The sequence below is a fragment of the Pseudomonas sp. GD03862 genome, assembly GCF_029840855.1.
In the GTDB taxonomy this organism is placed as follows: domain Bacteria; phylum Pseudomonadota; class Gammaproteobacteria; order Pseudomonadales; family Pseudomonadaceae; genus Aquipseudomonas; species Aquipseudomonas alloputida.
Genome location: NZ_JAOCDI010000011.1, coordinates 106516 through 130109 on the forward strand (window position 1 = coordinate 106516; position 23594 = coordinate 130109).

The window sequence follows — 23594 nt, forward strand, 5'->3', positions numbered from 1 at the left end:
CGGGTTGGTTTCCTTTGGCAAAGTCGCAAGATTCATAGTCATACCGCAGCCACTACCACGGCACCGAGTACCAGCACGGCGCCCACGGCGATAGAGGCGGTGTACCAGCGCAGTTGGCCAGTCTCGGTCTTGCTCATGGCCACGTGGCCACCACGCGCCATCCGAGGAATCAGGCCGATGGTGCGGTCAACCGGGTCCTTGCGCAGGATGTGGCTGATCAGCAGGTACGGTTTGACGAAAAGCTTGTCGTAGATCCAGTCGAAGCCCCAGGCAGCGAACCACCAGGCCGACAGGACGCGACCGATGCCACTGTTGGCGACGGCGCTGACGAAGCGGCGCTTGCCCAGGAACAGCAGGGCGGCCAGCAGGATACCGGCGATGGCGATGGCACCCGAGGTGATCTCCAGCGCGTGCTTGGCTTCGCCACCGGCATGGCCGGCGCTTTCCGGCAGCACACCGGCCAGCGGCGGGGTGATCCAGGCGCCGACGAAGGTCGACAGCACGATCAGCACGCCCAGCGGCAGCCAGTGGCTGATGCCGTGGCCCGCGTGGGCTTCGGTCTTGGCTTCGCCGTGGAAGGCGATGAAGATCAGGCGGAAGGTGTACAGCGAGGTCATGAACGCGCCTACCAGGCCGGCATACAGCAGGCCGGTGTTGCCGCTGGCGAAGGCTTCCCAGAGGATCTCGTCCTTGGAGTAGAAGCCTACGGTCACGATTGGCAGGGCCGCCAGTGCCGCGCCACCGACCACGAAGCTGGCGTAGGCCAGGGGCAGTTTCTTCCACAGGCCGCCCATCTTGAAGATGTTCTGCTCGTGGTGGCAGGCAACGATCACCGCACCGGAGGCAAGGAACAGCAGGGCCTTGAAGAAGGCGTGGGTCATCAGGTGGAAGATCGCCGCGTCCCAGGCACCCACGCCCAGGGCCAGGAACATGTAGCCGATCTGGCTCATGGTCGAGTAGGCGAGGATACGCTTGATATCGGTCTGTACCAGCGCAGCGAAGCCTGCCAGTACCAGGGTCACGCCACCGACCACACCTACAAGGTGCAGGATGTCCGGCGCCAGCAGGAACAGGCCGTTGGTACGGGCGATCAGGTACACGCCCGCGGTCACCATGGTTGCGGCGTGGATCAGTGCCGAAACCGGAGTCGGGCCCGCCATGGCGTCGGCCAGCCAGGTCTGCAGTGGCAGCTGTGCCGATTTACCGACCGCACCACCCAGCAGCATCAGCGTGGCCAGCACCATCCAGGTGTCGCCAGCCTGGAACTTCTGCGGTGCCAGCACCAGCAGTTCCTGCACGTTCAGGGTGCCCAGCTGGGCGAACAGGATGAACAGGCCGATGGCCATGAACACGTCGCCGATACGGGTGACGATGAATGCCTTGAGTGCCGCGTTACCGTTGTTGCGGTTGCTGTAGTAGAAACCGATCAACAGGTACGAGCACAGGCCCACGCCTTCCCAGCCGAAGTAGATGAACAGCAGGTTATCGCCGAGGACCAGGAACAGCATGCTGGCGATGAACAGGTTGGTGTACGAGAAGAAGCGCGAGTAGCCGGCTTCGCCACGCATGTACCAGGATGCGAACAGGTGGATCAGGAAGCCGACACCGGTCACCACGCCGAGCATGGTGACCGACAGGCCGTCCAGGTACAGGGTGAAGTTCGGCGCGAAGCCGTCCACCGACATCCACTGCCACAGCAGCTGGCTGTACGCACCGCCCTCAGGCGGGGCGACGTTGAACTGCCAGATGACGTAAGCGGCCGTGGCGGCCGACAGGCCTACCGAGCCGACGCCGATCAGGGCGGACAGGTTCTCCGAGAACCGTCCACGCGAGAACGACAGCAGCAGGAAGCCGACGAGGGGAAAGACGAAAGTCAGGAAGAGAAGGTTCATCCGCGCATCTCACTGGCAGCATCGATGTCGAGAGTGTGGAAGCGGCGATACAGCTGCAGCAGGATGGCCAGGCCAATGCTGGCCTCGGCGGCTGCCAGGCTGATCACCAGAATGAACATCACCTGGCCGTCGGGCTGGACCCAACGGGCACCGGCGACGACGAACGCCAGGGCAGAGGCGTTCATCATGACTTCCAGGCTCATGAGCACGAAGAGGATGTTGCGGCGGACCATCAGGCCAACCAGACCTAAGCAGAACAGGATGCCGGCGACCGCCAGACCATGTTCGAGAGGGATAGCACCCATGATTTACTCCTTCGCCTCGTTGCGGCCCAGGTGGAAGGCGGTGACGGCTGCAGCCAGCAGCAGCATCGACGCCAGTTCGACCACCAGCAGGTAAGGGCCGAACAGGCTGATGCCCACGGCTTTCGGGCCCACGGTGGTACCGCTGATGCCGGCGCCACTCGGGGTGACGAACAGCACGTACAGCAGCTCCGCCAGCAGCAGGGCGCCGAGGATTACCGGCCCGGCCCAGATGCCGGGCTTGAGCCAGCCCCGTTCCTGAGCGACCGAAGCCGGCCCGAGGTTGAGCATCATCACCACGAACACGAACAGCACCATGATGGCGCCGGCGTAGGCGATCACTTCCAGGGCGCCGGCAAACGGCGCACCCAGGGCGAAGAAGATCATGGCCACGGAAATCAGCGAAATGATCAGGTAAAGCAAGGCGTGCACGGGGTTGGTGCCAGTTACCACCCGAAGGGTGGAGACCACGGCGATCCCGGATGCGAAGTAGAAAGCGAATTCCATCTTTCTGTCCTTATGGGAGCAAGCTCTTCACGTTGATCGGCTCGGCTTCGTTCTGTGCAGAGCCCTTCGGCTTGCCAGCGATTGCCATACCCGCAACACGGTAGAAGTTGTAGTCAGGGTTCTTGCCGGGGCCGGAGATCAGCAGATCTTCTTTCTCGTACACCAGGTCCTGACGCTTGAACTCGGCCATTTCGAAATCCGGAGTCAGCTGGATCGCGGTGGTCGGGCACGCTTCTTCACACAGGCCGCAGAAAATGCAACGCGAGAAGTTGATGCGGAAGAACTCCGGGTACCAGCGGCCGTCCTCTGTCTCGGCCTTCTGCAGCGAAATGCAGCCAACCGGGCAGGCCACCGCGCAGAGGTTGCACGCTACGCAGCGCTCCTCGCCATCGGGGTCGCGGGTGAGGACGATGCGGCCGCGGTAGCGCGGCGGCAGGTACACGGGTTCTTCGGGGTACTGCAGGGTGTCGCGCTTGCGGAACCCGTGGGAGAACACCATTGCCAGGCTGCGCAGCTGGGTGCCGGTGCCCTTAACGATGTCGCCGATATACTTGAACATGGGTCAAATCCTCACTGGGCCGCGACGGCTGGCGTGTTGTAGAGCACGATCGCAGCGGTCACCAGCAAATTGATCAGGGTCAGCGGCAGGCAGAACTTCCAGCTGAAGTCCATCACCTGGTCATAGCGTGGGCGCGGGATCGAGGCGCGCAGCAGGATGAACAGCATGATGAAGAACGCGGTCTTCAGGGCGAACCACAGGAACGACAGTTGCGGCAGGATGCCGAACGGGCCGTGCCAGCCACCGAAGAACAGGGTTACCAGCAGCGCCGAGATGAGGATGATGCCGATGTACTCACCGACGAAGAACATGCCCCACTTCATGCCGGCATACTCGATGTGGTAGCCGTCGGCCAGTTCCTGTTCTGCTTCCGGCTGGTCGAACGGGTGACGGTGAGTCACGGCGACGCCAGCGATGAAGAAGGTGCAGAAGCCGAAGAACTGCGGAATGATGAACCACAGGTTCTGCGCCTGGTACTCAACGATGTCGCGCATGTTGAACGAACCCACCTGCACCACCACGCCCATCAGCGCCAGGCCCAGGAACACTTCGTACGACACGGTCTGTGCCGAAGCACGCAAGCTGCCCAGCAGGGCGTACTTGTTGTTCGACGACCAGCCGGCGAACAGCACCGCGTAGACCGACAGGCCGGCCATGGCGAAGAAGAACAGCAGGCCGATGTTCAGGTCGGCAACGCCCCAGGTCGGGGTGATCGGGATGACCACGAAGGCGATCAGCAGGGCGCTCATGGCCACTACCGGTGCCAGGGTGAAGATCACGCGATCGACGAAGGGTGGGTTCCAGTCTTCCTTGAAGAACATCTTCAGCATGTCGGCAGCGATCTGGAACATGCCGAACGGGCCGACGCGGTTCGGACCGTAACGGTCCTGCCACCAGCCCAGCAGGCGGCGCTCGACGAAGCTGAGCAGCGCACCGCAGACCACCACCGCCAGCAGGACCACGATGGCCCGCAGCACGGTGAGGATCACATCGATCACTTCGGGGGTGAACCAGCTCATTGTGCTGCCTCCTGCAGACCTTCGACGGATGCACCGAAGATGGCAGGCGGAATGCCAGCCAGGCCTTTCGGCAACGCGACCAGGCCAGCGCCCAGCTCTTCATTGATACGCAGCGGCAGACGCAGGGCCACACCGGCGACGTTCAGGCTCAGCAGGGCGCCTTCGTTGACGCCCAGGCGGTCGGCTTCGGACTTGGCCAGGGCCACGTAGGCAGCCGGGATGCGTTCTTGGACCGGAGCGGCGCGCGAGGAGCTTTCTTCGCTGCCGAACAGGTGGAAGAACGGCACGGCAGTCCAGGTGCCACGGGCTGGGTTGAAGGCCCCCGGAATGGCGTTGAACCAGTTCAGGCGGTCGCCTTGCGATTCGATCAGGCGTACACCTGGGTCACCGGCACGCAGGTGGCCACCGACCTCGTCCTGAAACTTGTTCCAGGCTTGTGGGGAGTTCCAGCCCGGCGACCAGGCGAACGGCACCTGCTGGCGCGGTTCGGCCGAACCCGAGTAGCCTTCCATGGAGAAGGCGAACGCGGTGTCCTTGTCTTGCGGGGTGCGCGGCTCGTGCACACTGATGTTGGCGCGCATGGCGGTACGGCCGGAGTAGCGCAGCGGCTCACGGGCCAGCTTCATGCCCTTGATGCGGAACGCAGCGCTCGGCGCGGCGTTGACGATGCCAGCCAGTTGCGGGGCGGCTTCGGCGCAGGCGCTGGTGACGTGGTCAAGCTGGGTCCAGTCGACCGGCTTGTTCAGCAGGGTGGCACGCAGGGCGTGCATCCAGCGCCAGCCTTCGTGGATCTGGATGCTGCTGTCCAGGTACTGCGGGTCGAACACCTGGAAGAAGCGCTGGGCACGGCCTTCCTGGCTGACCAGGGTACCGTCGCCTTCGGCGAACGAGGCGGCCGGCAGCACCAGATGGGCGCGGTCGACGGTGGCGGTTTTGGAGTGGTCGGCAACGATCACCACCTTGGCCGCAGCCAGGGCAGCATCGACCTTGGCGGCCGGTACGCGGGCGTACAGGTCGTTTTCCAGCACCACGATGGCATCGGCTTTGCCGCTGATGACCGCGTCCAGGGCGGCATCGACCGACTCGCCACCGAGCATGGCCAGGCCGAGGCTGTTGGCCTCAGGCACCACCAGGCTCAGCGAGCCGTTTTTCTCGCGCAGCTTCAGGGCCTTGGCGATGTTGGCAGCTGCTTCGATCAGCGCCGGGTCGGCCAGCGAAGTACCGGCTACGACCAGTGGGCGCTTGGCGGCGACCAGGGCGTCGGCGATGCGCTGGGCCAGGGCCTGGGCTTCGTCGTCCAGGCCGGCGACGGCAGGGGCGCTCGGGTCGATGGCGTGGGCCACGGCGAAACCGATGCGGGCCAGGTCGGCCGGCGCGGCGTGTACGCACTCTTCGGCGACGTCGTCGAGCTTGGTTTCAGCCAGGGATGCGATGAACAGCGGGTACAGCGCGTGCTGGCCAATGTTCTTCACGGCAGCGTCGAGCCAAGGCTGCACTTTCATCGCTTCGGCCATGGCCTCGGCCTTGCCTTTGGTGGCCTGGCGCACGGCCAGGGCAACGCGGGCAGCGGTCTGGGTCAGGTCTTCACCGAGCACGAACACGGCGTCGTGGTCTTCGATGTCGCGCAGGGTCGGCACGGGCAGCGGGCTGTTGTTCAGCACGTTCAGGGCCAGGCGTACGCGGGCCAGTTCGCCAGCTTCCATGCCCGAGTAGAAGTATTCGGCGCCGACCAGCTCACGCAGGCCGTAGTTGCTTTCGAGGCTGGCGCGTGGCGAGCCGATACCGACGATGGTACGGCCGCGCAGCAGGTCGGCGGCCTTGTCCAGGGCGGCGTCCAGGCCCAGCTTGGTGCCGTCGGCCAGTTGTGGCTGGCGTGGGCGGTCCTTGCGGTTGACGTAGCCGTAGCCGAAGCGGCCGCGGTCGCACAGGAAGTACTGGTTGACCGAACCGTTGAAGCGGTTTTCGATACGGCGCAGTTCGCCGTAGCGCTCACCCGGGCTGATGTTGCAGCCGCTGGAGCAGCCATGGCAGATGCTTGGGGCGAACTGCATGTCCCACTTGCGGTTGTAGCGCTCGGAGTGGGTCTTGTCGGTGAATACGCCGGTCGGGCAGACCTCGGTCAGGTTGCCGGAGAACTCGCTTTCCAGCACACCGTCTTCGACGCGGCCGAAGTACACGTTGTCGTGGGCGCCGTAGACGCCCAGGTCGGTACCACCGGCGTAGTCCTTGTAATAGCGCACGCAGCGGTAGCAGGCGATGCAGCGGTTCATCTCATGGGCGATGAACGGGCCGAGGTCCTGGTTCTGGTGGGTACGCTTGGTGAAACGGTAGCGGCGCTCGTTGTGGCCGGTCATTACCGTCATGTCCTGCAGGTGGCAGTGACCGCCTTCCTCGCACACCGGGCAGTCGTGCGGGTGGTTGGTCATCAGCCATTCGACGACGCTGGCGCGGAACGCCTTCGACTCTTCGTCGTCGATGGAGATCCAGGTGCCGTCGGAAGCAGGGGTCATGCAGGACATGACGATACGACCACGGGTGTCGTTCTCGTCGGTGTACTGCTTGACTGCGCACTGCCGGCAGGCGCCAACGCTACCAAGCGCCGGGTGCCAGCAGAAATAAGGGATGTCGAGGCCGAGCGACAGACACGCCTGTAACAGGTTGTCTGCACCGTTGACTTCGAGCGCTTTGCCGTCTACGTGGATAGTGGCCATTGTTCAAAGTTCTTCGTTGGCCCGCGTGAGCGGGCGTGGCTAATGGAAATCGGTGAGCTTGCGACACGCCTCGATTGCTCGGGCCTGCCGGTAAGCTGGCGAGTGGCACGGACCACCCGCCTAATCATCTTGTTATGCGCCGACCACGATCGGCTTCGCCAGGTCGGGGCGCAGGGTGGCAGCGCTTTCTGGCGCCACACCGGCCTCGAACTCCGAGCGGAAGTATTTGATGGCACTGCCCAGCGGCTCGACGGCACCCGGTGCGTGAGCACAGAAGGTACGGCCTGGGCCGAGGAAGTTGACCAGCCCCAGCAGCGTCTCGATGTCTTCGGCGCGGCCCTGGCCTCTTTCCAGTGCACGCAGCATCTTCACGCTCCACGGCAGGCCGTCACGGCATGGCGTGCACCAGCCGCACGACTCGCGGGCGAAGAACTCTTCCATGTTGCGCAGCAGCGACACCATGTTGATGCTGTCGTCGACCGCCATGGCCAGGCCGGTACCCATACGGGTCCCGACCTTGGCGATGCCACCGGCGTACATTTGCGCATCGAGGTGCTCAGGCAGGAGGAAGCCGGTACCGGCGCCGCCTGGCTGCCAGCACTTGAGCTTGAAGCCATCGCGCATGCCACCGGCGTAGTCTTCGAACAGTTCGCGCGCGGTAACGCCGAATGGCAGTTCCCACAGGCCTGGGTTCTTTACCTTGCCGGAGAAGCCCATCAGCTTGGTGCCATGGTCTTCGCTGCCTTCGCGGGCCAGCGACTTGTACCAGTCGTTGCCGTTGGCGACGATGGCCGGGACGTTGCACAGGGTTTCGACGTTGTTCACGCACGTCGGCTTGCCCCACACGCCAACGGCGGCAGGGAAGGGCGGCTTGGAGCGCGGGTTGGCGCGGCGGCCTTCCAGCGAGTTGATCAGTGCGGTTTCTTCACCGCAGATGTAGCGGCCTGCACCGGTGTGCACGAACAGCTCGAAATCGAAACCGCTGCCCAGGATGTTCTTGCCCAGCAGGCCGGCGGCCTTGGCTTCATCGATGGCGCGGTTGAGGTTCTTCGCTGCGGTGGTGTATTCGCCACGCAGGAAGATGTAGCCGCGATAGGCCTTGAGGGCGCGGGCGCTGATCAGCATGCCCTCGACCAGCAGATGGGGCTGTTGCTCCATCAGCATGCGGTCCTTCCAGGTGTTCGGCTCCATTTCGTCCGCGTTGCACAGCAGGTAGCGGATGTTCATGGATTCGTCTTTGGGCATCAGGCCCCACTTCACGCCAGTGGGGAAGCCTGCACCGCCACGGCCCTTGAGGCCGGAGTCCTTGACGCTTTGCACGATGTCGTCGGCGGACATTTGCGCCAGCGCCTTGCGGGCTGCGGCGTAGCCGTTCTTCGATTCGTACTCGGCCAGCCAGACCGGCTCGCCGTCGTCACGCAGGCGCCAGGTCAGCGGGTGGGTTTCGGCCGAGCGCGCGATGCGGTTGGCCGGGCCGAAGGAAGTAATGGTCATACGTAACCCTCCAGCAGTTTGGAAACGCCAGCCGGCTGCACGTCACCGAAGGTGTCGTCGTCGATCATCAGCGCCGGGGCCTTGTCGCAGTTGCCCAGGCAGCACACGGGCAGCAGGGTGAAACGGCCGTCGGCGGTGGTCTGGCCGAGGCCGATGCCCAGCTCGCTCTGGATCTGGCTGACCACCGACTCATGGCCGCCGATGTAGCAGACCATGCTGTCGCACACGCGGATGATGTGGCGGCCGACCGGTTGGCGGAAGATCTGGCTGTAGAAGGTGGCGACACCCTCGACGTCGCTGGCCGGAATGCCCAGCACTTCGCCGATGGCGTGAATGGCGCCGTCCGGCACCCAGCCACGCTCCTTCTGGACGATCTTCAGGGCTTCGATGGACGCCGCGCGCGGGTCCTCGTAGTGATGCATTTCGTGCTCGATGGCCGAGCGCTCGGTTTCGCTCAGGGCGAAACGGTCTGTCTGGATAAGCGTGCTGTTCATGCTTAGCGGTCCACGTCAGCCATAACGAAGTCGATACTGCCCAGGTACGCAATGAGGTCGGCGACCATGCTGCCTTTGATCACCGAAGGGATCTGCTGCAGGTGCGGGTAGCTCGGGGTGCGGATCCGGGTGCGGTAGCTCATGGTGCCGCCATCGCTCGTCAGGTAGTAACTGTTGATGCCCTTGGTCGCTTCGATCATCTGGAACGACTCGTTGGCCGGCATGACCGGGCCCCACGAGACTTGCAGGAAGTGCGTGATCAGGGTCTCGATGTGCTGCAGGGTGCGCTCTTTCGGCGGCGGCGTGGTCAGCGGGTGATCCGCCTTGTACGGGCCTTCCGGCATGTTGCGCAGGCACTGGTCGATGATGCGGATACTCTGACGCATCTCCTCGACACGGACCATGCAGCGATCGTAGGCATCGCCGTTGTGGGCCAGCGGTACTTCGAACTCGAAGTTTTCGTAGCCGGAGTAAGGACGGGCTTTACGCAGGTCGAAGTTGCAACCGGTGGCACGCAAGCCGGCACCGGTGGTGCCCCATTCCAGCGCTTCCTTGGTGTTGTACGCGGCAACGCCGATGGTACGGCCCTTGAGGATGCTGTTTTGCAGGGCGGCCTTGGTGTATTCGTCGAGGCGCTTGGGCAGCCACTCGACAAAGTCCTTGACCAGCTTGTCCCAGCCACGTGGCAGGTCGTGGGCGACGCCACCGATGCGGTACCAGGCCGGGTGCAGGCGGAAGCCGGTGATCGCTTCGATCACCGTGTAGGCGCGCTGGCGGTCGGTGAAGGTGAAGAACACCGGGGTCATGGCGCCGACGTCCTGGATGTAGGTACCCAGGAACAGCAGGTGGCTGGTGATGCGGAAGAACTCGGCCAGCATGATGCGAATCACGTCGACCTTCTGCGGCACCTTGATGCCGGCCAGCTTCTCTACCGCAAGCACGTACGGCAGGTTGTTCATCACCCCGCCGAGGTAATCGATACGGTCGGTATAGGGGATGAAGCTGTGCCAGGACTGGCGCTCGGCCATTTTTTCGGCGCCACGGTGGTGGTAGCCGATGTCCGGTACGCAGTCGACGATTTCTTCACCGTCCAGCTGCAGGACGATACGGAACGCACCGTGCGCCGAAGGGTGGTTGGGGCCGAGGTTGAGGAACATGTAGTCCTCGTTGGCGCCCTGACGTTTCATGCCCCAGGCTTCCGGGTTGAAGCGTGCCGATTCCTCTTCAAGCTGCTGCTTGGCCAGGGTCAGGCTGTAGGGGTCGAACTCGGTCGCACGGGCAGGGTAGTCCTTGCGCAGCGGGTGACCTTCCCAGGTCGGCGGCATCATGATGCGGCTGAGGTGCGGGTGGCCGGCAAAGTCGATGCCGAACATGTCCCAGACTTCGCGCTCGTACCAGTTGGCGTTTGGCCAGATGCCCGTCACGGTCGGCAGGTTCAGGTCGCCTTCGCTGAGCGACACCTTGATCATCACATCGCTGTTACGCTCGATCGACAACAGGTGGTAGAACACGCTGAAATCGGCGGCTGGCAGGCCACGGCGCTGGGTGCGCAGGCGCTCGTCGACGCCATGCAGGTCGTACAGCATGCTGTAAGGCTTGGCGACGCCGCGCAGGAAACTGAGCACCTCTTTGAGCTGGGCGCGTTTTACCCACAGCACGGGCATGCCGGTGCGGGTCTCCTGGGCGACGAATGCTTCGGCGCCAAAACGGTTGTTCAGTTCGACGACCACATCCTGGTCGTCAGCCTTGTAGGGCGGAATGAAAATAGCGTTGTCCGCTGTCATGGTCTCGGTCGCTTTGGGTCAACGTTAAGAATGAAGCCAGGCCGCCGGCTCCTTCGGGAGCGGGCGGCAGGTCGCTGGATCAGACTTCGTCGGGGCTGCGCAGGTTGGTTACTGCAATGCGCTGCTCACGACGCAGGTCTTTCTGGGCTGGCATCTCGGCACGGTAAATACCTTGATCACCAACAACCCAGGAAAGCGGGCGTCGTTCTTGGCCGATCGACTCCTGCAGCAGCATCAAGCCTTGCAGGAAAGCCTCAGGGCGTGGCGGGCAGCCAGGCACATAGACGTCCACGGGGAGGAACTTGTCGACCCCCTGAACGACCGAGTAGATGTCGTACATGCCACCGGAGTTGGCGCACGAACCCATGGAAATGACCCATTTCGGCTCGAGCATCTGCTCGTACAGGCGCTGGATGATCGGCGCCATCTTCACGAAGCAGGTACCGGCAATGACCATGAAGTCGGCCTGACGCGGCGAGGCCCGGATGACTTCGGCGCCGAAGCGGGCGATGTCGTGGGGTGCCGTGAAGGCCGTGGTCATTTCCACGTAGCAGCAGGACAGGCCGAAGTTGTACGGCCAGAGGGAGTTCTTGCGGCCCCAATTGACCGCGCCACGCAGCACATCTTCAAGTTTGCCCATGAAGATGTTCTTGTGGACCTGGTCCTCTAGCAGTTGATCGGTGACGGTTTCCCGTTCACCGACCGGGTACTGCTCGTTGGGCGCATCCGGATCGATTCTGGTGAGATTGTATTGCATGCCAAAGCCTCATTGTTTCAGCTTCGCTTGCCGCTTGCGGCGACCTTCGGGAGCCCAATCAAGTGCCCCGACGCGCCATAGGTAGACAAGACCTGCCAACAGAATTGCTATGAAAACGAGTGCTTCGACGAATCCGGTCCAGCCGCTTTCGCGGACGGACACAGACCATGCAAAGAGAAAGAGGGCTTCGATATCGAAGATCACGAACAGCATCGCGACCAGATAGAATTTGGCGGACAGGCGCAGGCGAGCGCTGCCGACGGGCAGCATGCCGGATTCGAAGGGTTCGTTCTTGGCGCGGCCCCAAGCCTTGCTACCGAGCAGGCTGGACAGGCCGAGCATGAAGGCGCACAGGCCGACGACACCCAGGAGGAAGATGGCAAAGCCCCAGTTGTGGGCGATGAGTCCTGCCGAATCGGACATGCTAGAGATCCTTATACAGAGACCCAGCTCTGCAGTCTGAAATAAGTGTAGAGCGGCGACTTGGCGTCGCACATGCAGTGACCAAATGTCGCAGCCGAATCAATCGCGCTGATTTTATGGGTAAACCTGGTGCAAGTAAAATTTCTGTCGCAAATTTATTCGTAGGATTAAGTACAAAAACCGTTCGTAACTGGCTGAGGGCCTTGAGATTCGGGCATTACGCGCGGTTTTGTTAATTATGTTTCTTGCTGCAGGTAACGAATTGCAAGTCCTGTAATGATAATTAATATCATTTGAGCTGCTGCCGTTGAATTTGGCTCTTCTGTGCCTTGTAAAGTTCATCTGGCGATTCCCCCTACTTGCAATTGCAAAAAACCCTTGTTCTAGCAGCTCTCGGTCCTGCGCGCACCGCTCTGGGTCAATACTTTATCGGTTGAGCGATGACCGACTGATGAAGCGATGGCCCATTGGCCGAGCCAGTAGGCGAGGATGATCAGGTACGGTGCGGCGGCGAACGGGCTGACGAAGCGGTCGATGCCGATCAGGCTGTCGGAGAACACGAACAGGCCGGCACCGAGCGCGGCCAATCCCCCGCAGGCCAGTGCGCGCCAGAGCATGGCGCTGATAGCCAGGGCGTAGAGCGCTACCGGGATCAGCAGCGGGCCGAGGCCGTTGCTGGCCAGTACGCCGAGCAGCGCGATGCCACTGATTGCGCTGAAGATCAGTGCGGGCAGGGCGGGGCGCAGGGTAATGCCGCAATAGCCGCGCAGGTAAGCAAGGTGGGCGCAAAGGAAGGCGGCCAGGCCGAACACGAACAGGTCGGCGGGGATGGCCAGCAGGATGTCACCGAGTACCGAGAAGCCCAGGCCGATCGAGATCCACGTGCGATAAGGCGAAACCGGGGTGCTGCGCAGCCAGGCAATCAAGGCCAGCACCGGGATGGGTTTGGCCATCAGGGCGAGCAGGGTGTTGTCGCTGGCCAGTGCATATATATAGAGGGCAGCGGCGGTCAGGGCGAGAATCATCAGGTGGCTTGGACGAGGCATGGGCGGTCCTTGCTGCTGGGCTGCCACAAGCATAGACCTGATCCAGGGTTTTGCTGTGGCCCGTGCCGGCCCTTTCGCGGGTAAACCCGCTCCTACAGCGGCCTGCGCCCAATCGCCGATGTGTGTCTCCTCCCGATCAGCGTAGGAGCGGGTTTACCCGCGAATACGGTAGCGGCGGCAACGGTGAACGGCTGGTAAAAATTGGCCAGCAGGCCCGGCCCTTGCTCGGGTAAAAACAAAGGCTCGGAGCTTTCACAAGCCCCGGGCCTTTGTTCAACCGCAACCCGCTATCAGTGGAACTGCTCTTCCTCGGTCGAACCGGTCAGTGCAGTCACCGACGAAGCGCCACCCTGGATCACGGTGGTCATGTCGTCGAAGTAGCCGGTGCCCACTTCCTGCTGGTGCGCCACGAAGGTGTAGCCCTTGCTGGCGTCAGCGAATTCCTGCTCCTGCAGCTTCACGTAGGCGGTCATGTCGTTACGGGCGTAGTCGTGCGCCAGGTTGAACATGCCGTGCCACATGTTGTGGATGCCGGCCAGGGTGATGAACTGATGCTTGTAACCCATGGCCGACAGCTCGCGCTGGAACTTGGCGATGGTGGCGTCGTCCAGGTTTTTCTTCCAGTTGAAGGAAGGCGAGCAGTTGTACGACAGGATCTGGTCCGGGTATTCCTTCTTGATCGCCTCGGCGAAGCGGCGGGCTTCGTCCAGGTCCGGCTTGGCGGTTTCACACCAGATCAGGTCGGCGTACGGGTGGGCAGGTCACGGGTAATGGCCTGCCCAAAGCTGTTGGGCGACTTATCGGTAGGTGTGCTCAAAATTGGGGTGAATATAATCAACTAAGTCCAGAGGCAGAGAAGGTTTTTAGGTGGGTTGCCAAGGCTAAGTGCAACAAATAATTTCTGGGTTGGTGTGGTTGTATTTTGCTCTATCTTCGCAGTTTCGGGTGCGGGGTGATTGTTTGATATTTTCATTGGAAATCACCTGTGGCATGAATTTTTGCGCGTCTGAATGCTCTGGTTTTGTTTTGGGGTTGACCTTCCTGGTTGGAAGGTGTTGGTATTGTATCTCAAGCTTGACTTATTGAGGTGCGACAAGAAATAGTTTGTATTGGTTGTTGTAGGAAGTTTCCTTTTTCTTTGTCAGTAAAGTATGCGTGCATGCTTATGGAGGTGCTATGTCAGAGCAAAGAAACCTGTTCATCAATACCGAGCGCACTATTGAGTTGGGTAACGCGTCTTGGGAACTCGCCCAAGCGTCTGGCCTGACAGATCGCAGTGTGGTCCACTGTCCATCCAGCCGCCTGCGCGACCAAGACGGGCATGTCTTTATGAATATGTGCTCATGCTCCTACTTGGGGCTTGAGGTCGATAAACGACTGGCCCAAAGGATGTAGTACTCGAAGCCTTGTCAGGTAGTGATGGGCTGATTTTGTGCAATCCGAATAATCCGTTGGGAGTGCAAATTGAGCCTGATGATCTGCAGCGCTTGATAGTTCGCTGCGTTGAACTGGATAAGCCGGTTATTGTTGATGAGTGCTATTACGAGTACCTGCGCCACTCTTGCGTTGGAGCCTTCAGTGGCCTTGAGCAGTTGTTCGTTATTCGCTCGTTTTCCAAGTACTTCGGGTTGGCAGGTTTGCGTCTCGGCTATGTGGTCGCCAGCACGCATGCTGTCAGGCAGTTGCTCAAATTGCGTGGCCCCTGGGATATCAACCATGCGGCAGTTAAGGCGGCCCTGCATTGTCTGGCCAATCAGCCAGAAATCGCAGCGGCGCATGGTAGCCAAGATTGGGTACGTACGCGGATTGTTAAGTGTTGCCAAGGCTTGGGAATTGGTGTCATCGATACTCTTGCCAACTTCCTGCTACTCGATGACGGCCCTGATCAGCGTTTGGCCAAAGCTTTGCACAGGGCGAGGATACGTTTCAGCGATTGCTCAGGATATCCCCATGCTGGTTCATTACTGACCAACGTGCTGCGAGTGGCAATTCCAAAGGGAGACGATCTGCAGTCGTTTATCCAGGCATTGCAAGAAGCATGAATCTAGTGTCCGGGGAAGGGACGCCCCGCACTAACAGTCACCGGCGTTAGCCAAGAAGTCGCAGGATGCAGGTATGCCTATACAACAACAATATTCTTTGATCAGAAAACTCTATACCTCCCAGCCACGCGAGATGTTGCTCGACCTAAGCATCTTGCAACGCATTGGGATATCGAGCCAGAGGGCTGCCAGCTATGCCAGGAATGGTTGGCTGAATCGCGTAGCTCGCGGTATCTATGCCTTTCCAGATAGTGAGTTGAACCTTGCGGTGGGGTGCTGCTATCTGGAGCGTCGGATCACCTGCCTGCATTTAGGAGGTAGCAGTGCGTTTCGCGAAATTTATGAAAATGATACTTCGCTAGTGTTGTGGGGCGATAACCGAGTCTCATTGCCTCGGTGGTTTACCGAACGTTATTCGGTGCGCTATGTGTATGCAAGATTGTTTGATTGGGGCGGGGAGATATCTCTGCGCACGGCGACCCTTGAGCGGCGGGGTGGGCTGCTCAGGTCAGTGCCCGAGCGTGCGTTGCTGGAGATGCTATATGAAGTCGGCAGCAGTCGTGATTTGCTGAAGGCTAGGGAGTATTTCTATGCCGTTGGCGAGGTCTGTCCATTGGCCAGTGGCCAACTACTCCAGTGTTGCACCAGCGTGAAGGCTGTGCGCTTGTACCTGCGGTTGGCTCGTCAGGCGAGTTTGCTGGATGTCGATGAGTTGCTGGGGCTATGGAACATTCGAGTTGGAAGCGAGCGTCGCTGGATTTCAAGGCTCAAGGACGGCACGACGTTGTGCCTAGGCCCTCATGGATAGCGCCGTAAGCCACAGCATTAAGCGAATGAGCCCGCTGATGCATAAGGTGGCATTGCTCAAATTGCTATTTGTCCTGGCCAACGGGGTCGGGTCATTTGCGGCGTTATTCATGAGTCGGCACTTCGCTTTGGCGGATGCTGAACTGGCGACTACGGTATCGCTGATGATTATCAGCTATCTGGCCGGAAACCTGCTTGGTGGGCAACTGCCAGGACGAGTGGGTAGTCGAATTCTTTTGTTGGGCTGCTCGTCGACGGCGCTGCTCGCGCTGTTGGGCAGCCTTCTGCCGATCTTACCCATCGCAATTGCGATGATTTTGCTTTTTATGTTCAGTGCGGGCGCCATCACGCCGCTTTTCAGCGTGATGACGGCCCAGGCTGCACCGTCTGGCGATCAGGTGGGGGCTTTTGCATATCTACATCTAGCCAGTAATGCGGGTGGTGTCCTGCTGTTCGTCGTAGGGGGTGTTCTGCTGAGTTGGCAAAGCCAGTATCTCTTGTGGTTTACCGCGGCGATAAGCCTGGTTTGCCTGGTGACGAGCGCTACCTTAGCTCTGCCGATAACTGGAAGTCATCTTGATACTAAAGATACGCAGTTTAAGGCTAAGGATGTGCCGATACCTGCGGCGGTGATCTTGGCGGGTATGATATTTTTCGTATTGTCCTTGCTCGATGGCCAGCGTGAATACCAGCTCCCTCTCTGGCTAAGAGCATTGGGGGCGGGGGACGCGGCGCATCTGTTTGGAGTGGCAGGTATTGTTAATGGGCTACTGGTCATCGTTCTGACTCGACCGCTGATCGCCTTGAGCCGCCGTTGGTCTGCCATTGTCAACATGGCGCTAGCGGCGATCTGCTACGGCATTGGTTTCGGTGCTTATGCCTTGGTCGATACTTGGCCCGCAATACTGCTGTTAGTGGTGGTCTGGACCTTGGGCGAGATCATCGGTATCACCTACATGGCGACCTTGATTGCCCAGCGAGCGCCGGTGTCGCGACAAGGTTTTTTGTTTTCGTTGATACCTGTGATTCAGGCTGCGGCACGAGTGCTATGTGTGACCTTGGCTGTGCCGATGCTGGATAGCCTTGGCTTCAGTGTTACTTGGGCGGCTTTTGGTTGCGTTGGTGTTATTTTTGGCATGACCTGTCTATTTCTGCGACGTGCAAGGCTTGATCATTAGCAGAAGGGATTTGAGCGCATGAGTAAGGTAGTTGTTATTACTGGTGGCAATTCCGGTATCGGAGAGGCGTGTGCCTGGAAATTTGCCAGAGAGCAATACACAGTCATTGTGTGCGGACGAGATCATGTTAGGAACGTCCGTGTGTGTGAGAGTATCAACAGGGAGGCAGGGTGTGCGTATCCGTACTCGGTTGATTTGCGTAGCCCTACCGAGTTGACCGACCTCTTCAGGCGACTGACTCTCGATCATCCACCCATAAATTGTCTCGTCAACAGCATTGGTATTGATGGTCAATCGTTCACGATGACCGAGGAATATCCCGAGGCTGATTTTGACGATGTCATGTCCACGAATGTAAGTGCGCCATGGCGATGCATGAAGGCGGTGTTGCCTGCAATGCGTGAGGCGGGGCGTGGCACCATTGTCAATGTCGCCTCGCTAGCGGGTCTGAATGCCAGTGTCACGGGTGGTTCTGTATACACCGCCAGCAAGCATGCACTAGTTGGAATTACCAAGGCCGTTGCAAAGGAATATGCCCCTTATGGCGTACGGGTCAATGCCGTTTGTCCGGGATTTGTGTCAACGCCATTGGCAAGGCATGTATTGGGGAGAAAGTTTGATGCGGTGTGCGCCTCGCAGCCTATGGGCGGGTCTGTGAAGCCCATGAAGTTGCTGAGCTTGTGTACTGGCTTAGCTCGGAAGCAGCTTCTTACGTAACTGGTGTGGCGGTACCAATCGATGGTGGATTCCGCGCTTAGGGTTTACTCGGAGTTTTGGTGGGGCGTCTGTAACTCAAGGCCTTACTTCATCAGAGTAGCGTTGCATTAAAGAAGCCCGGAGCTTTCACAAGCCCCGGGCCTTGGTTCAACCGCAGCCCACTATCAGTGGAACTGCTCTTCCTCGGTCGAACCGGTCAGTGCAGTCACCGACGAAGCGCCACCCTGGATCACGGTGGTCATGTCGTCGAAGTAGCCGGTGCCCACTTCCTGCTGGTGCGCCACGAAGGTGTAGCCCTTGCTGGCGTCAGCGAATTCCTGCTCCTGCAGCTTCACGTAGGCGGTCATGTCGTTACGGGCGTAGTCGTGCGCCAGGTTGAACATGCCGTGCCACATGTTGTGGATGCCGGCCAGGGTGATGAACTGATGCTTGTAACCCATGGCCGACAGCTCGCGCTGGAACTTGGCGATGGTGGCGTCGTCCAGGTTTTTCTTCCAGTTGAAGGAAGGCGAGCAGTTGTACGACAGGATCTGGTCCGGGTATTCCTTCTTGATCGCCTCGGCGAAGCGGCGGGCTTCGTCCAGGTCCGGCTTGGCGGTTTCGCACCAGATCAGGTCGGCGTACGGGGCGTAGGCCAGGCCGCGGGCAATGGCCTGGTCGAGGCCGGCGCGGACCTTGTAGAAGCCTTCGCGAGTACGCTCGCCAATCACGAACGGCTGGTCGTACGGGTCGCAGTCGCTGGTCAGCAGGTCGGCGGCGTTGGCGTCGGTACGGGCCAGGATGATGGTCGGTACACCCGACACGTCAGCGGCCAGGCGCGCTGCTACCAGCTTCTGAACGGCTTCCTGGGTCGGTACCAGCACCTTGCCGCCCATGTGGCCGCATTTTTTAACCGAGGCCAGCTGGTCTTCGAAGTGCACGCCAGCGGCGCCTGCTTCGATCATGTTCTTCATCAGCTCGTAGGCGTTCAGTACGCCACCGAAACCGGCTTCGGCGTCAGCCACGATGGGCGCGAAGTAGTCGATGTAGCCTTCGTCGCCCGGGTTCTTGCCGGCTTTCCACTGGATCTGGTCGGCACGGCGGAACGCGTTGTTGATGCGCTTGACCACGGTCGGTACCGAGTCGACCGGGTACAGCGACTGGTCAGGGTACATCGACTCGGCCGAGTTGTTGTCGGCGGCAACCTGCCAGCCGGACAGGTAGATGGCCTGGATGCCGGCCTTGACCTGTTGTACAGCCTGGCCGCCAGTCAGGGCGCCCATGCAGTTGACGAAATCTTTGTCGGGGCGGAAGGACGGGTGAGCACCTTCGGTGACCAGCTTCCACAGTTTTTCTGCACCCTGACGGGCAAAGGTGTGCTCAGGTTGCACGGAGCCACGCAGGCGAACGACATCAGCGGCGGTGTAGGTACGGGTCACGCCTTTCCAGCGCGGGTTCTCGGCCCAGTCTTTCTCGAGGGCTGCAATTTGCTGTTCGCGTGTCAGTGCCATGGAAATAAACCTCGTCGCATCGATCTTGGGTTAATTGTGCTGATGCTCTGGGCTGATCAGGTGCCTGGCGGCTGTCCTGTTCGCAGGCTTGCGGCGGCGAACGCGAAGGCTCGAAGGGGAAGGTTGGGCAGGCCAGGCGAAGGTGCGCTCCGGCAGGTCGGCTCGTGGTTGCCTTGCTGCGGTGCTACGCGATTGCCAGTACTGCGGTGATGCGCTTCCGTCCCTCGGGACAACTTCTTCGTTGCAGTCGCAATCCCGTCGAACCGCCTTGTGGGCCGTATAGACACGAGGCGCCTCCTGGGGTGGAAGGAGCGCGCCCCGAAGGCCCTTGCCAGGGCCCCTGATTAGCGGGAGCGAGGCCATCATGCCCTTGGGAAAAAGACCCTGTCAAATGTTTTGTAGTGCTTTTTTGTCCTTACTACATCTTTGGTCTAATGCGACTTGGCAGTCAGTTTCAAGGCCTTTGGTCGAAGCCTTGAATTGCCTGGGATCAGTCCACAAGGTCGACTTTGACACGCAATGTCATGTTTTCACCCCGTTGGGTGCTGTACGTGTGGCTTGACGCGCTGCGGTCGGCTTGGCTCTGCTGGTTGAACCCCGCCAGGGTGATCCACTCGCCGAGCTTGCCAGTGACTGTCGTGTCGGTACTTTGCACTTTCACTACATCTGCACGTTCATGGCTGATACGGTCATTATTGCTGCTTATTTGCAGACGAACCGTTTCGCCGCTCAGGCTTGGGGTTACGTAGAAGCCTTGGGTCACGTTGCGGTATTCGGTGTTGCTCTGAATGCGCCCATAGCCGTCTGTGCTGGTGCTGGTAATGGGGATGCTCTGGCCCACCTGGATCAGTGCCGGTTGCCCTTCGCTGGCTTGTACCTGCTGCATGCCGCCGTCGCGGTTGCTGGTGCCGTAGTGAATGACGCGTGCGTTGCCGCGGTTGTCCTGGAAATTGCTGTCGTTGTTGTCGACGCTGATCAGCAGGCGCTTGGGCGCGGTGTCCAGCTGTTGCAGCAGGGCGCGCAGGTCGTCGATGCGCTCGGGGCTGGCGTTGACGATCAGTTTGTTCTCGAAGGCGCTGACCGTGCCGTCCTTGCCGATGAAAGCCTGCAGGGCGGGCAGCAGTTCGGCGCTGCTGCGATGCTGAAGTGGCACCACCTCGGTGGCGGCGTGGGCGGTGAGGCTGGCGACCAGCAACAGGGAGGCGAAAAGGGGGCGTAGCGGCATGTCCATGATCTCCGCAGGTGGAACCAACATGATGGCAAATTTGCTGACTTTTTGCCGGATCTGGATCACGCCGGCACGGTTGCAGACGGTCGTATTATCCTGGTTTATCTTGTAGGCTATAAATTATAGTAGGCAAGATAATTGAGGTTAATTGCATGTCTCCCGTTCGCCCGCTCCTACGCCGTAATCAGTTGGCCAACGCACTGGCCCAAGACTTGGCCGGCGAGTCGTTGGTCGATTACAGCTCGGGCATGTTCCTGGCCGCGCCCCGGCGTACAGGCAAGAGCACCTTCCTCAACAACGACTTCATACCGGAATGCGTACAGCGCGGCTGGCTACCGGTTTACGTCGACCTGTGGTCGGATCGCGACGCCGCCCCTGCGCAGCTCATCAGTGGCGCCATCGGTACTGCGCTGGCCAGATTCGAAGGTGCGCTGGCCAGGACCGCGAAAAAGGCCGGTATCGACAAGATCAACCTGCTGCGCACCCTGAGCTGGGATTTCACCCGCCCGCAACTGCCTGCGGGGACTACCCTGGCCCAGGCGCTTGCCGTGTTGCACCAGGTGTCAGGGCAGCTGGTAGTGCTGATCATCGACGAGGCTCAGCACGCCCTTAACAGCGAAGATGGCCTCAATGCGATGTTCGCGCTGAAAGCCGCGCGTGACCATCTTAACCGTGGCGACCGTCCGGACGGCTTGCGCCTGGTGTTCACGGGCTCTAGTCGTGACAAGCTGGCCAACCTGGTACTCAAGAGCAAGCAGCCATTCTTTGGTGCCAGCATCACGCCATTTCCGTTGCTGGGGCGTGAATATGTCGAATTCATCACCGCCTTGTGGAACCGTCGCCTGGCCGACAGTAACCAGTTCAAGGTAGAGGACTTGGCATACGCGTTCGAATTGGTCGGCCGGCGCCCGGAAATGCTCAACAAACTGTTGGCCGAAGTTAGCGTCGGCCTGGGTGAGGCGGGCAACCTGGGTGAACTGCTGCGCAATGGGGCGCTGAACCATCAAGCTGGGGTGTGGAGTGACTACGAAAGCGCTTGGAACGAACTTACGCCGTTGCAGCAGGCCGTGCTAGAGGTCATGGCCGAGCGCACGCTGGGCCGGCAGCCGTTTTCCCCGTTTACCGAGCAAACCCTGGTTGAGGTCAGCCGCAAGCTGGAGCAGGCCCAGGCGGTAGCCAACGTCAACACGGCAAACGTACAGAAGGCCCTCGATGCCCTGCGCGACAAGGAGCTGGTATGGAAGGCCAATCGTGGCGAGTACGCGTTGGAGGATACTTCCATGGCCGAATGGCTCGCCCGCGACCAGGCAGTTGCCAGCCACAGGTGAACCTTTGAGGTGCCCCGTAAGTCGCACTCACAGGGAGCGCGTGGGGTGATTGCATGAACGGTGTCCTGATCTTGCTGTTATGGCTTTGCAGTCTGGGTACACAGGCTGCAGCGGACACGCTGCGCATCAAGCAGCTGCAGCGTTGCGGCGACTTGTTCAGCGATAGCCAGCAGCAATGGTGCCTGCGTGCCGAGGGGCTCGGGGCAAACCTGCCAACGGTATGGTTGGGCGGTGTGCGGCTGTCAGAAGCCAATGTCGGGCGGCAAGGTGACCGGCTGACGCTGAAACTGGTGAGAGAAGCCCAGCGCAGCGCCCCGCTCTGGCTGGCCGATGGCGGCCGCACCAGCAACCCGGTATGGCTGACCCGCCAACGCAGTCATGTGATCGCCGCAGGGCCTGATGAAGTGGCGAAGAACATGGACGGCCTGACCACTTATGTCGATCTGGTCAGCCTGTTGATCGAAGAAAAATACGACGGCCTCGACGAGGCCCGGCGCATCGCCGGTAAATACGGCGCCCAGGTTGTGGGTGCCATTCCGCCGTTGAATGTCTACCAGCTGCGCTTGCCGGTAGAGGACCTGATGCAGCGCGATGCGATGGTCCTGCGCATGGGCAGTGAAGTCAGCGTGGATGCCGTGATTGTCGAAGAGTCCGCCCCCGAGCGCGGGGAGGAGGGCAATGGGCGCGGCACCCGGGCCATCGACCAGGCGGACGAATGGGCCGCCAACCGCTTCATGGACGCGCTGTATTTCTACCGGCGCCGGATTGCCGCCTCTGGCTTGCCGGTGAAGCCCGTGCGGGTCGGGGTAATCGAGCGTGAAGTGGACTTCGACGCCCCAGGGTTCGGCCATTATCGAGGGGACTGCGAACAAGGCCAGACATGCCTCTACGCTCGCGACGGTGATCGCCCGGCCAGCCACGGCAGCCATGTTGCGGGCATTCTCGCTGCGCAGGGTGAGGGCTTTTTGCCGGGGCTGGGCAAGCACAGCCCTGGCTTCGAGGTGATGGTAGAGCGCAACTCGGATGCCGGTATCACCGCCAATATCGCTGCCTCGGTGAACTTGGTCGAAGATGGCGTGCGGGTGCTGAACTGGAGCTGGGGCATTCACCGGGTCGGCGCGCGCGATGTCAACGGTGATGAGGTTGATTCGCTGGTGCGTTCCGGGCTGGCAATGAGTGGCTACGAGGAGTTGCTTGAGGAGTTTTTCCTCTGGCTGCGCAAGGAGCACCCTGATGTGGTGGTGGTGAATTCGGCGGGTAATGGTGCGTCCTGGTCGGGGACCGATGAATATCGCCTGCCTTCGTCGTTCATCACCGAACAATTGCTGGTGGTGGGCGGGCATCAGCGCAGTGACAAGGCTACGGCAGTTGAAGCCCACGATCATGTGCGCAAGCGTCACAGTTCCAACATCGACATGCGCGTGGATGTCAGTGCTGCTGCCTGCATACGCCCGGTTTCTGCCGAGGCTGCGCATTGTGGCACGTCGTACGCGACACCTTTGGTGACTGCCACTGTGGCGACGATGCTGTCAATCAACCCGGCACTTACCCCGGAACAGGTGCGCATGCTGTTGCGGCGCAGTGCCTTGACCCTGGGCGCCGAACAGGATTTCGAAGCTATGGATGCCGAAGACCTGACGGCACCGATCCTGCCCTCAGAGCGTGGCGGCCGCCTGAACGACCCGGACCTGGGCCGTTCGGCGCGCCTGGACATGCAGCGTGCGCTGGACCTGGCCGTGCAGAGCCTGGAACGTGTGCGTTGAGCGGTGGCCGCTGTCAGACAAATTCCGTAACATCGCGCCCCTCGTTTTTCTAA

General features: G+C 60.7%; 20 protein-coding genes and 1 pseudogene. 6 read left to right on the plus strand and 15 right to left on the minus strand.

The features are described from left to right. Window positions 1-38 precede the first annotated feature (38 nt). The 13 genes and pseudogenes from nuoL to N5D53_RS10215 form a co-directional block, all read right to left on the minus strand. Window positions 39-1892, minus strand: a complete 1854-nt coding sequence (nuoL, locus tag N5D53_RS10155) for an NADH-quinone oxidoreductase subunit L (protein ID WP_014590311.1) — start codon at window positions 1890-1892, stop codon at window positions 39-41. Next, the gene (nuoK, locus tag N5D53_RS10160; RefSeq protein WP_003251446.1) at window positions 1889-2197 is read right to left on the minus strand and encodes an NADH-quinone oxidoreductase subunit NuoK; all 309 of its coding nucleotides are present in this window, start codon (window positions 2195-2197) and stop codon (window positions 1889-1891) included. Before nuoK ends, nuoL begins: the two co-directional genes overlap by 4 nt. Before the next feature lie 3 nt (window positions 2198-2200). After that, a complete protein-coding gene (nuoJ, locus tag N5D53_RS10165; protein WP_019438098.1) occupies window positions 2201-2701 on the minus strand; it encodes an NADH-quinone oxidoreductase subunit J in 501 nt (166 codons plus the stop codon). Between the two features lie 10 nt (window positions 2702-2711). Further along, window positions 2712-3260, minus strand: coding sequence for an NADH-quinone oxidoreductase subunit NuoI (gene nuoI, locus N5D53_RS10170; protein WP_003251442.1), 549 nt, complete (start codon window positions 3258-3260; stop codon window positions 2712-2714). Window positions 3261-3271: 11 nt separating this feature from the next. Further along, window positions 3272-4279, minus strand: coding sequence for an NADH-quinone oxidoreductase subunit NuoH (gene nuoH, locus N5D53_RS10175; RefSeq protein ID WP_003251440.1), 1008 nt, complete (start codon window positions 4277-4279; stop codon window positions 3272-3274). Then, window positions 4276-6990 (minus strand): NADH-quinone oxidoreductase subunit NuoG, encoded by a 2715-nt coding sequence (gene nuoG, locus N5D53_RS10180; protein WP_020192001.1) that lies wholly within the window; start codon window positions 6988-6990, stop codon window positions 4276-4278. The genes nuoH and nuoG overlap by 4 nt, the downstream gene beginning before the upstream one ends. A 132-nt stretch (window positions 6991-7122) precedes the next feature. Beyond that, window positions 7123-8484, minus strand: a complete 1362-nt coding sequence (gene nuoF, locus N5D53_RS10185; RefSeq protein ID WP_020192000.1) for an NADH-quinone oxidoreductase subunit NuoF — start codon at window positions 8482-8484, stop codon at window positions 7123-7125. Beyond that, a complete protein-coding gene (nuoE, locus tag N5D53_RS10190) occupies window positions 8481-8978 on the minus strand; it encodes an NADH-quinone oxidoreductase subunit NuoE (protein WP_003251433.1) in 498 nt (165 codons plus the stop codon). Before nuoE ends, nuoF begins: the two co-directional genes overlap by 4 nt. A gap of 2 nt (window positions 8979-8980) precedes the next feature. After that, the gene (gene nuoC, locus N5D53_RS10195; protein ID WP_003251431.1) at window positions 8981-10762 is read right to left on the minus strand and encodes an NADH-quinone oxidoreductase subunit C/D; all 1782 of its coding nucleotides are present in this window, start codon (window positions 10760-10762) and stop codon (window positions 8981-8983) included. Window positions 10763-10841: 79 nt separating this feature from the next. Further along, window positions 10842-11519 carry an NADH-quinone oxidoreductase subunit B gene (locus tag N5D53_RS10200; protein WP_003251429.1) on the minus strand — a complete coding sequence of 226 codons (678 nt, stop codon included), beginning with the start codon at window positions 11517-11519 and terminating at the stop codon, window positions 10842-10844. Between the two features lie 9 nt (window positions 11520-11528). Beyond that, complete coding sequence (locus N5D53_RS10205) at window positions 11529-11942, minus strand: NADH-quinone oxidoreductase subunit A (protein WP_003251427.1); 414 nt, start codon at window positions 11940-11942, stop codon at window positions 11529-11531. A 383-nt stretch (window positions 11943-12325) separates the two neighbouring features. Further along, a complete protein-coding gene (locus N5D53_RS10210; RefSeq protein WP_175442715.1) occupies window positions 12326-12988 on the minus strand; it encodes a lysoplasmalogenase in 663 nt (220 codons plus the stop codon). A 290-nt stretch (window positions 12989-13278) separates the two neighbouring features. After that, window positions 13279-13740: pseudogene (locus N5D53_RS10215) on the minus strand (isocitrate lyase); the annotation flags it as partial. Window positions 13741-14394: 654 nt separating this feature from the next. On the opposite strand from N5D53_RS10215, the gene N5D53_RS10220 reads away from it, so the two are divergent. The 4 genes from N5D53_RS10220 to N5D53_RS10235 all read left to right on the plus strand — a co-directional run bounded on the left by N5D53_RS10220 (window position 14395) and on the right by N5D53_RS10235 (window position 17732). Beyond that, window positions 14395-15030 (plus strand): aminotransferase class I/II-fold pyridoxal phosphate-dependent enzyme, encoded by a 636-nt coding sequence (locus N5D53_RS10220; RefSeq protein ID WP_279840257.1) that lies wholly within the window; start codon window positions 14395-14397, stop codon window positions 15028-15030. A 73-nt stretch (window positions 15031-15103) separates the two neighbouring features. Then, window positions 15104-15838, plus strand: a complete 735-nt coding sequence (locus N5D53_RS10225; protein ID WP_047603547.1) for a type IV toxin-antitoxin system AbiEi family antitoxin domain-containing protein — start codon at window positions 15104-15106, stop codon at window positions 15836-15838. Window positions 15839-15863: 25 nt separating this feature from the next. Continuing rightward, window positions 15864-17015, plus strand: a complete 1152-nt coding sequence (locus N5D53_RS10230; protein ID WP_104962858.1) for an MFS transporter — start codon at window positions 15864-15866, stop codon at window positions 17013-17015. An 18-nt stretch (window positions 17016-17033) separates the two neighbouring features. After that, a complete protein-coding gene (locus N5D53_RS10235) occupies window positions 17034-17732 on the plus strand; it encodes an SDR family oxidoreductase (RefSeq protein ID WP_279840258.1) in 699 nt (232 codons plus the stop codon). Between the two features lie 164 nt (window positions 17733-17896). Here the strand turns inward: N5D53_RS10235 and aceA are convergent, their stop codons facing one another. After that, a complete protein-coding gene (aceA, locus tag N5D53_RS10240) occupies window positions 17897-19222 on the minus strand; it encodes an isocitrate lyase (protein WP_014590317.1) in 1326 nt (441 codons plus the stop codon). A gap of 490 nt (window positions 19223-19712) precedes the next feature. Further along, window positions 19713-20477, minus strand: a complete 765-nt coding sequence (locus tag N5D53_RS10245) for a secretin N-terminal domain-containing protein (protein ID WP_177409986.1) — start codon at window positions 20475-20477, stop codon at window positions 19713-19715. Window positions 20478-20602: 125 nt separating this feature from the next. Here N5D53_RS10245 and N5D53_RS10250 point away from each other — a divergent pair, with 125 nt between their 5' ends. Continuing rightward, window positions 20603-21778 (plus strand): hypothetical protein, encoded by a 1176-nt coding sequence (locus N5D53_RS10250; protein ID WP_019438094.1) that lies wholly within the window; start codon window positions 20603-20605, stop codon window positions 21776-21778. A 53-nt stretch (window positions 21779-21831) separates the two neighbouring features. Beyond that, window positions 21832-23541, plus strand: coding sequence for a S8/S53 family peptidase (locus tag N5D53_RS10255; RefSeq protein ID WP_190869573.1), 1710 nt, complete (start codon window positions 21832-21834; stop codon window positions 23539-23541). The last annotated feature ends 53 nt before the right edge of the window (window positions 23542-23594 follow it).

Excerpts from the sequence above, each read along its gene's own strand:
- nuoL (WP_014590311.1), bottom strand. The coding sequence starts at position 1,892 with ATGAACCTTCTCTTCCTGACTTTCGTCTTTCCCCTCGTCGGCTTCCTG.
- nuoK (WP_003251446.1), bottom strand. The coding sequence starts at position 2,197 with ATGGGTGCTATCCCTCTCGAACATGGTCTGGCGGTCGCCGGCATCCTG.
- nuoJ (WP_019438098.1), bottom strand. The coding sequence starts at position 2,701 with ATGGAATTCGCTTTCTACTTCGCATCCGGGATCGCCGTGGTCTCCACC.
- nuoI (WP_003251442.1), bottom strand. The coding sequence starts at position 3,260 with ATGTTCAAGTATATCGGCGACATCGTTAAGGGCACCGGCACCCAGCTG.
- nuoH (WP_003251440.1), bottom strand. The coding sequence starts at position 4,279 with ATGAGCTGGTTCACCCCCGAAGTGATCGATGTGATCCTCACCGTGCTG.
- nuoG (WP_020192001.1), bottom strand. The coding sequence starts at position 6,990 with ATGGCCACTATCCACGTAGACGGCAAAGCGCTCGAAGTCAACGGTGCA.
- nuoF (WP_020192000.1), bottom strand. The coding sequence starts at position 8,484 with ATGACCATTACTTCCTTCGGCCCGGCCAACCGCATCGCGCGCTCGGCC.
- nuoE (WP_003251433.1), bottom strand. The coding sequence starts at position 8,978 with ATGAACAGCACGCTTATCCAGACAGACCGTTTCGCCCTGAGCGAAACC.
- nuoC (WP_003251431.1), bottom strand. The coding sequence starts at position 10,762 with ATGACAGCGGACAACGCTATTTTCATTCCGCCCTACAAGGCTGACGAC.
- N5D53_RS10200 (WP_003251429.1), bottom strand. The coding sequence starts at position 11,519 with ATGCAATACAATCTCACCAGAATCGATCCGGATGCGCCCAACGAGCAG.
- N5D53_RS10205 (WP_003251427.1), bottom strand. The coding sequence starts at position 11,942 with ATGTCCGATTCGGCAGGACTCATCGCCCACAACTGGGGCTTTGCCATC.
- N5D53_RS10210 (WP_175442715.1), bottom strand. The coding sequence starts at position 12,988 with ATGCCTCGTCCAAGCCACCTGATGATTCTCGCCCTGACCGCCGCTGCC.
- N5D53_RS10225 (WP_047603547.1), top strand. The coding sequence starts at position 15,104 with ATGCCTATACAACAACAATATTCTTTGATCAGAAAACTCTATACCTCC.
- N5D53_RS10230 (WP_104962858.1), top strand. The coding sequence starts at position 15,864 with ATGAGCCCGCTGATGCATAAGGTGGCATTGCTCAAATTGCTATTTGTC.
- N5D53_RS10235 (WP_279840258.1), top strand. The coding sequence starts at position 17,034 with ATGAGTAAGGTAGTTGTTATTACTGGTGGCAATTCCGGTATCGGAGAG.
- aceA (WP_014590317.1), bottom strand. The coding sequence starts at position 19,222 with ATGGCACTGACACGCGAACAGCAAATTGCAGCCCTCGAGAAAGACTGG.
- N5D53_RS10245 (WP_177409986.1), bottom strand. The coding sequence starts at position 20,477 with ATGTTGGTTCCACCTGCGGAGATCATGGACATGCCGCTACGCCCCCTT.
- N5D53_RS10250 (WP_019438094.1), top strand. The coding sequence starts at position 20,603 with ATGTCTCCCGTTCGCCCGCTCCTACGCCGTAATCAGTTGGCCAACGCA.
- N5D53_RS10255 (WP_190869573.1), top strand. The coding sequence starts at position 21,832 with ATGAACGGTGTCCTGATCTTGCTGTTATGGCTTTGCAGTCTGGGTACA.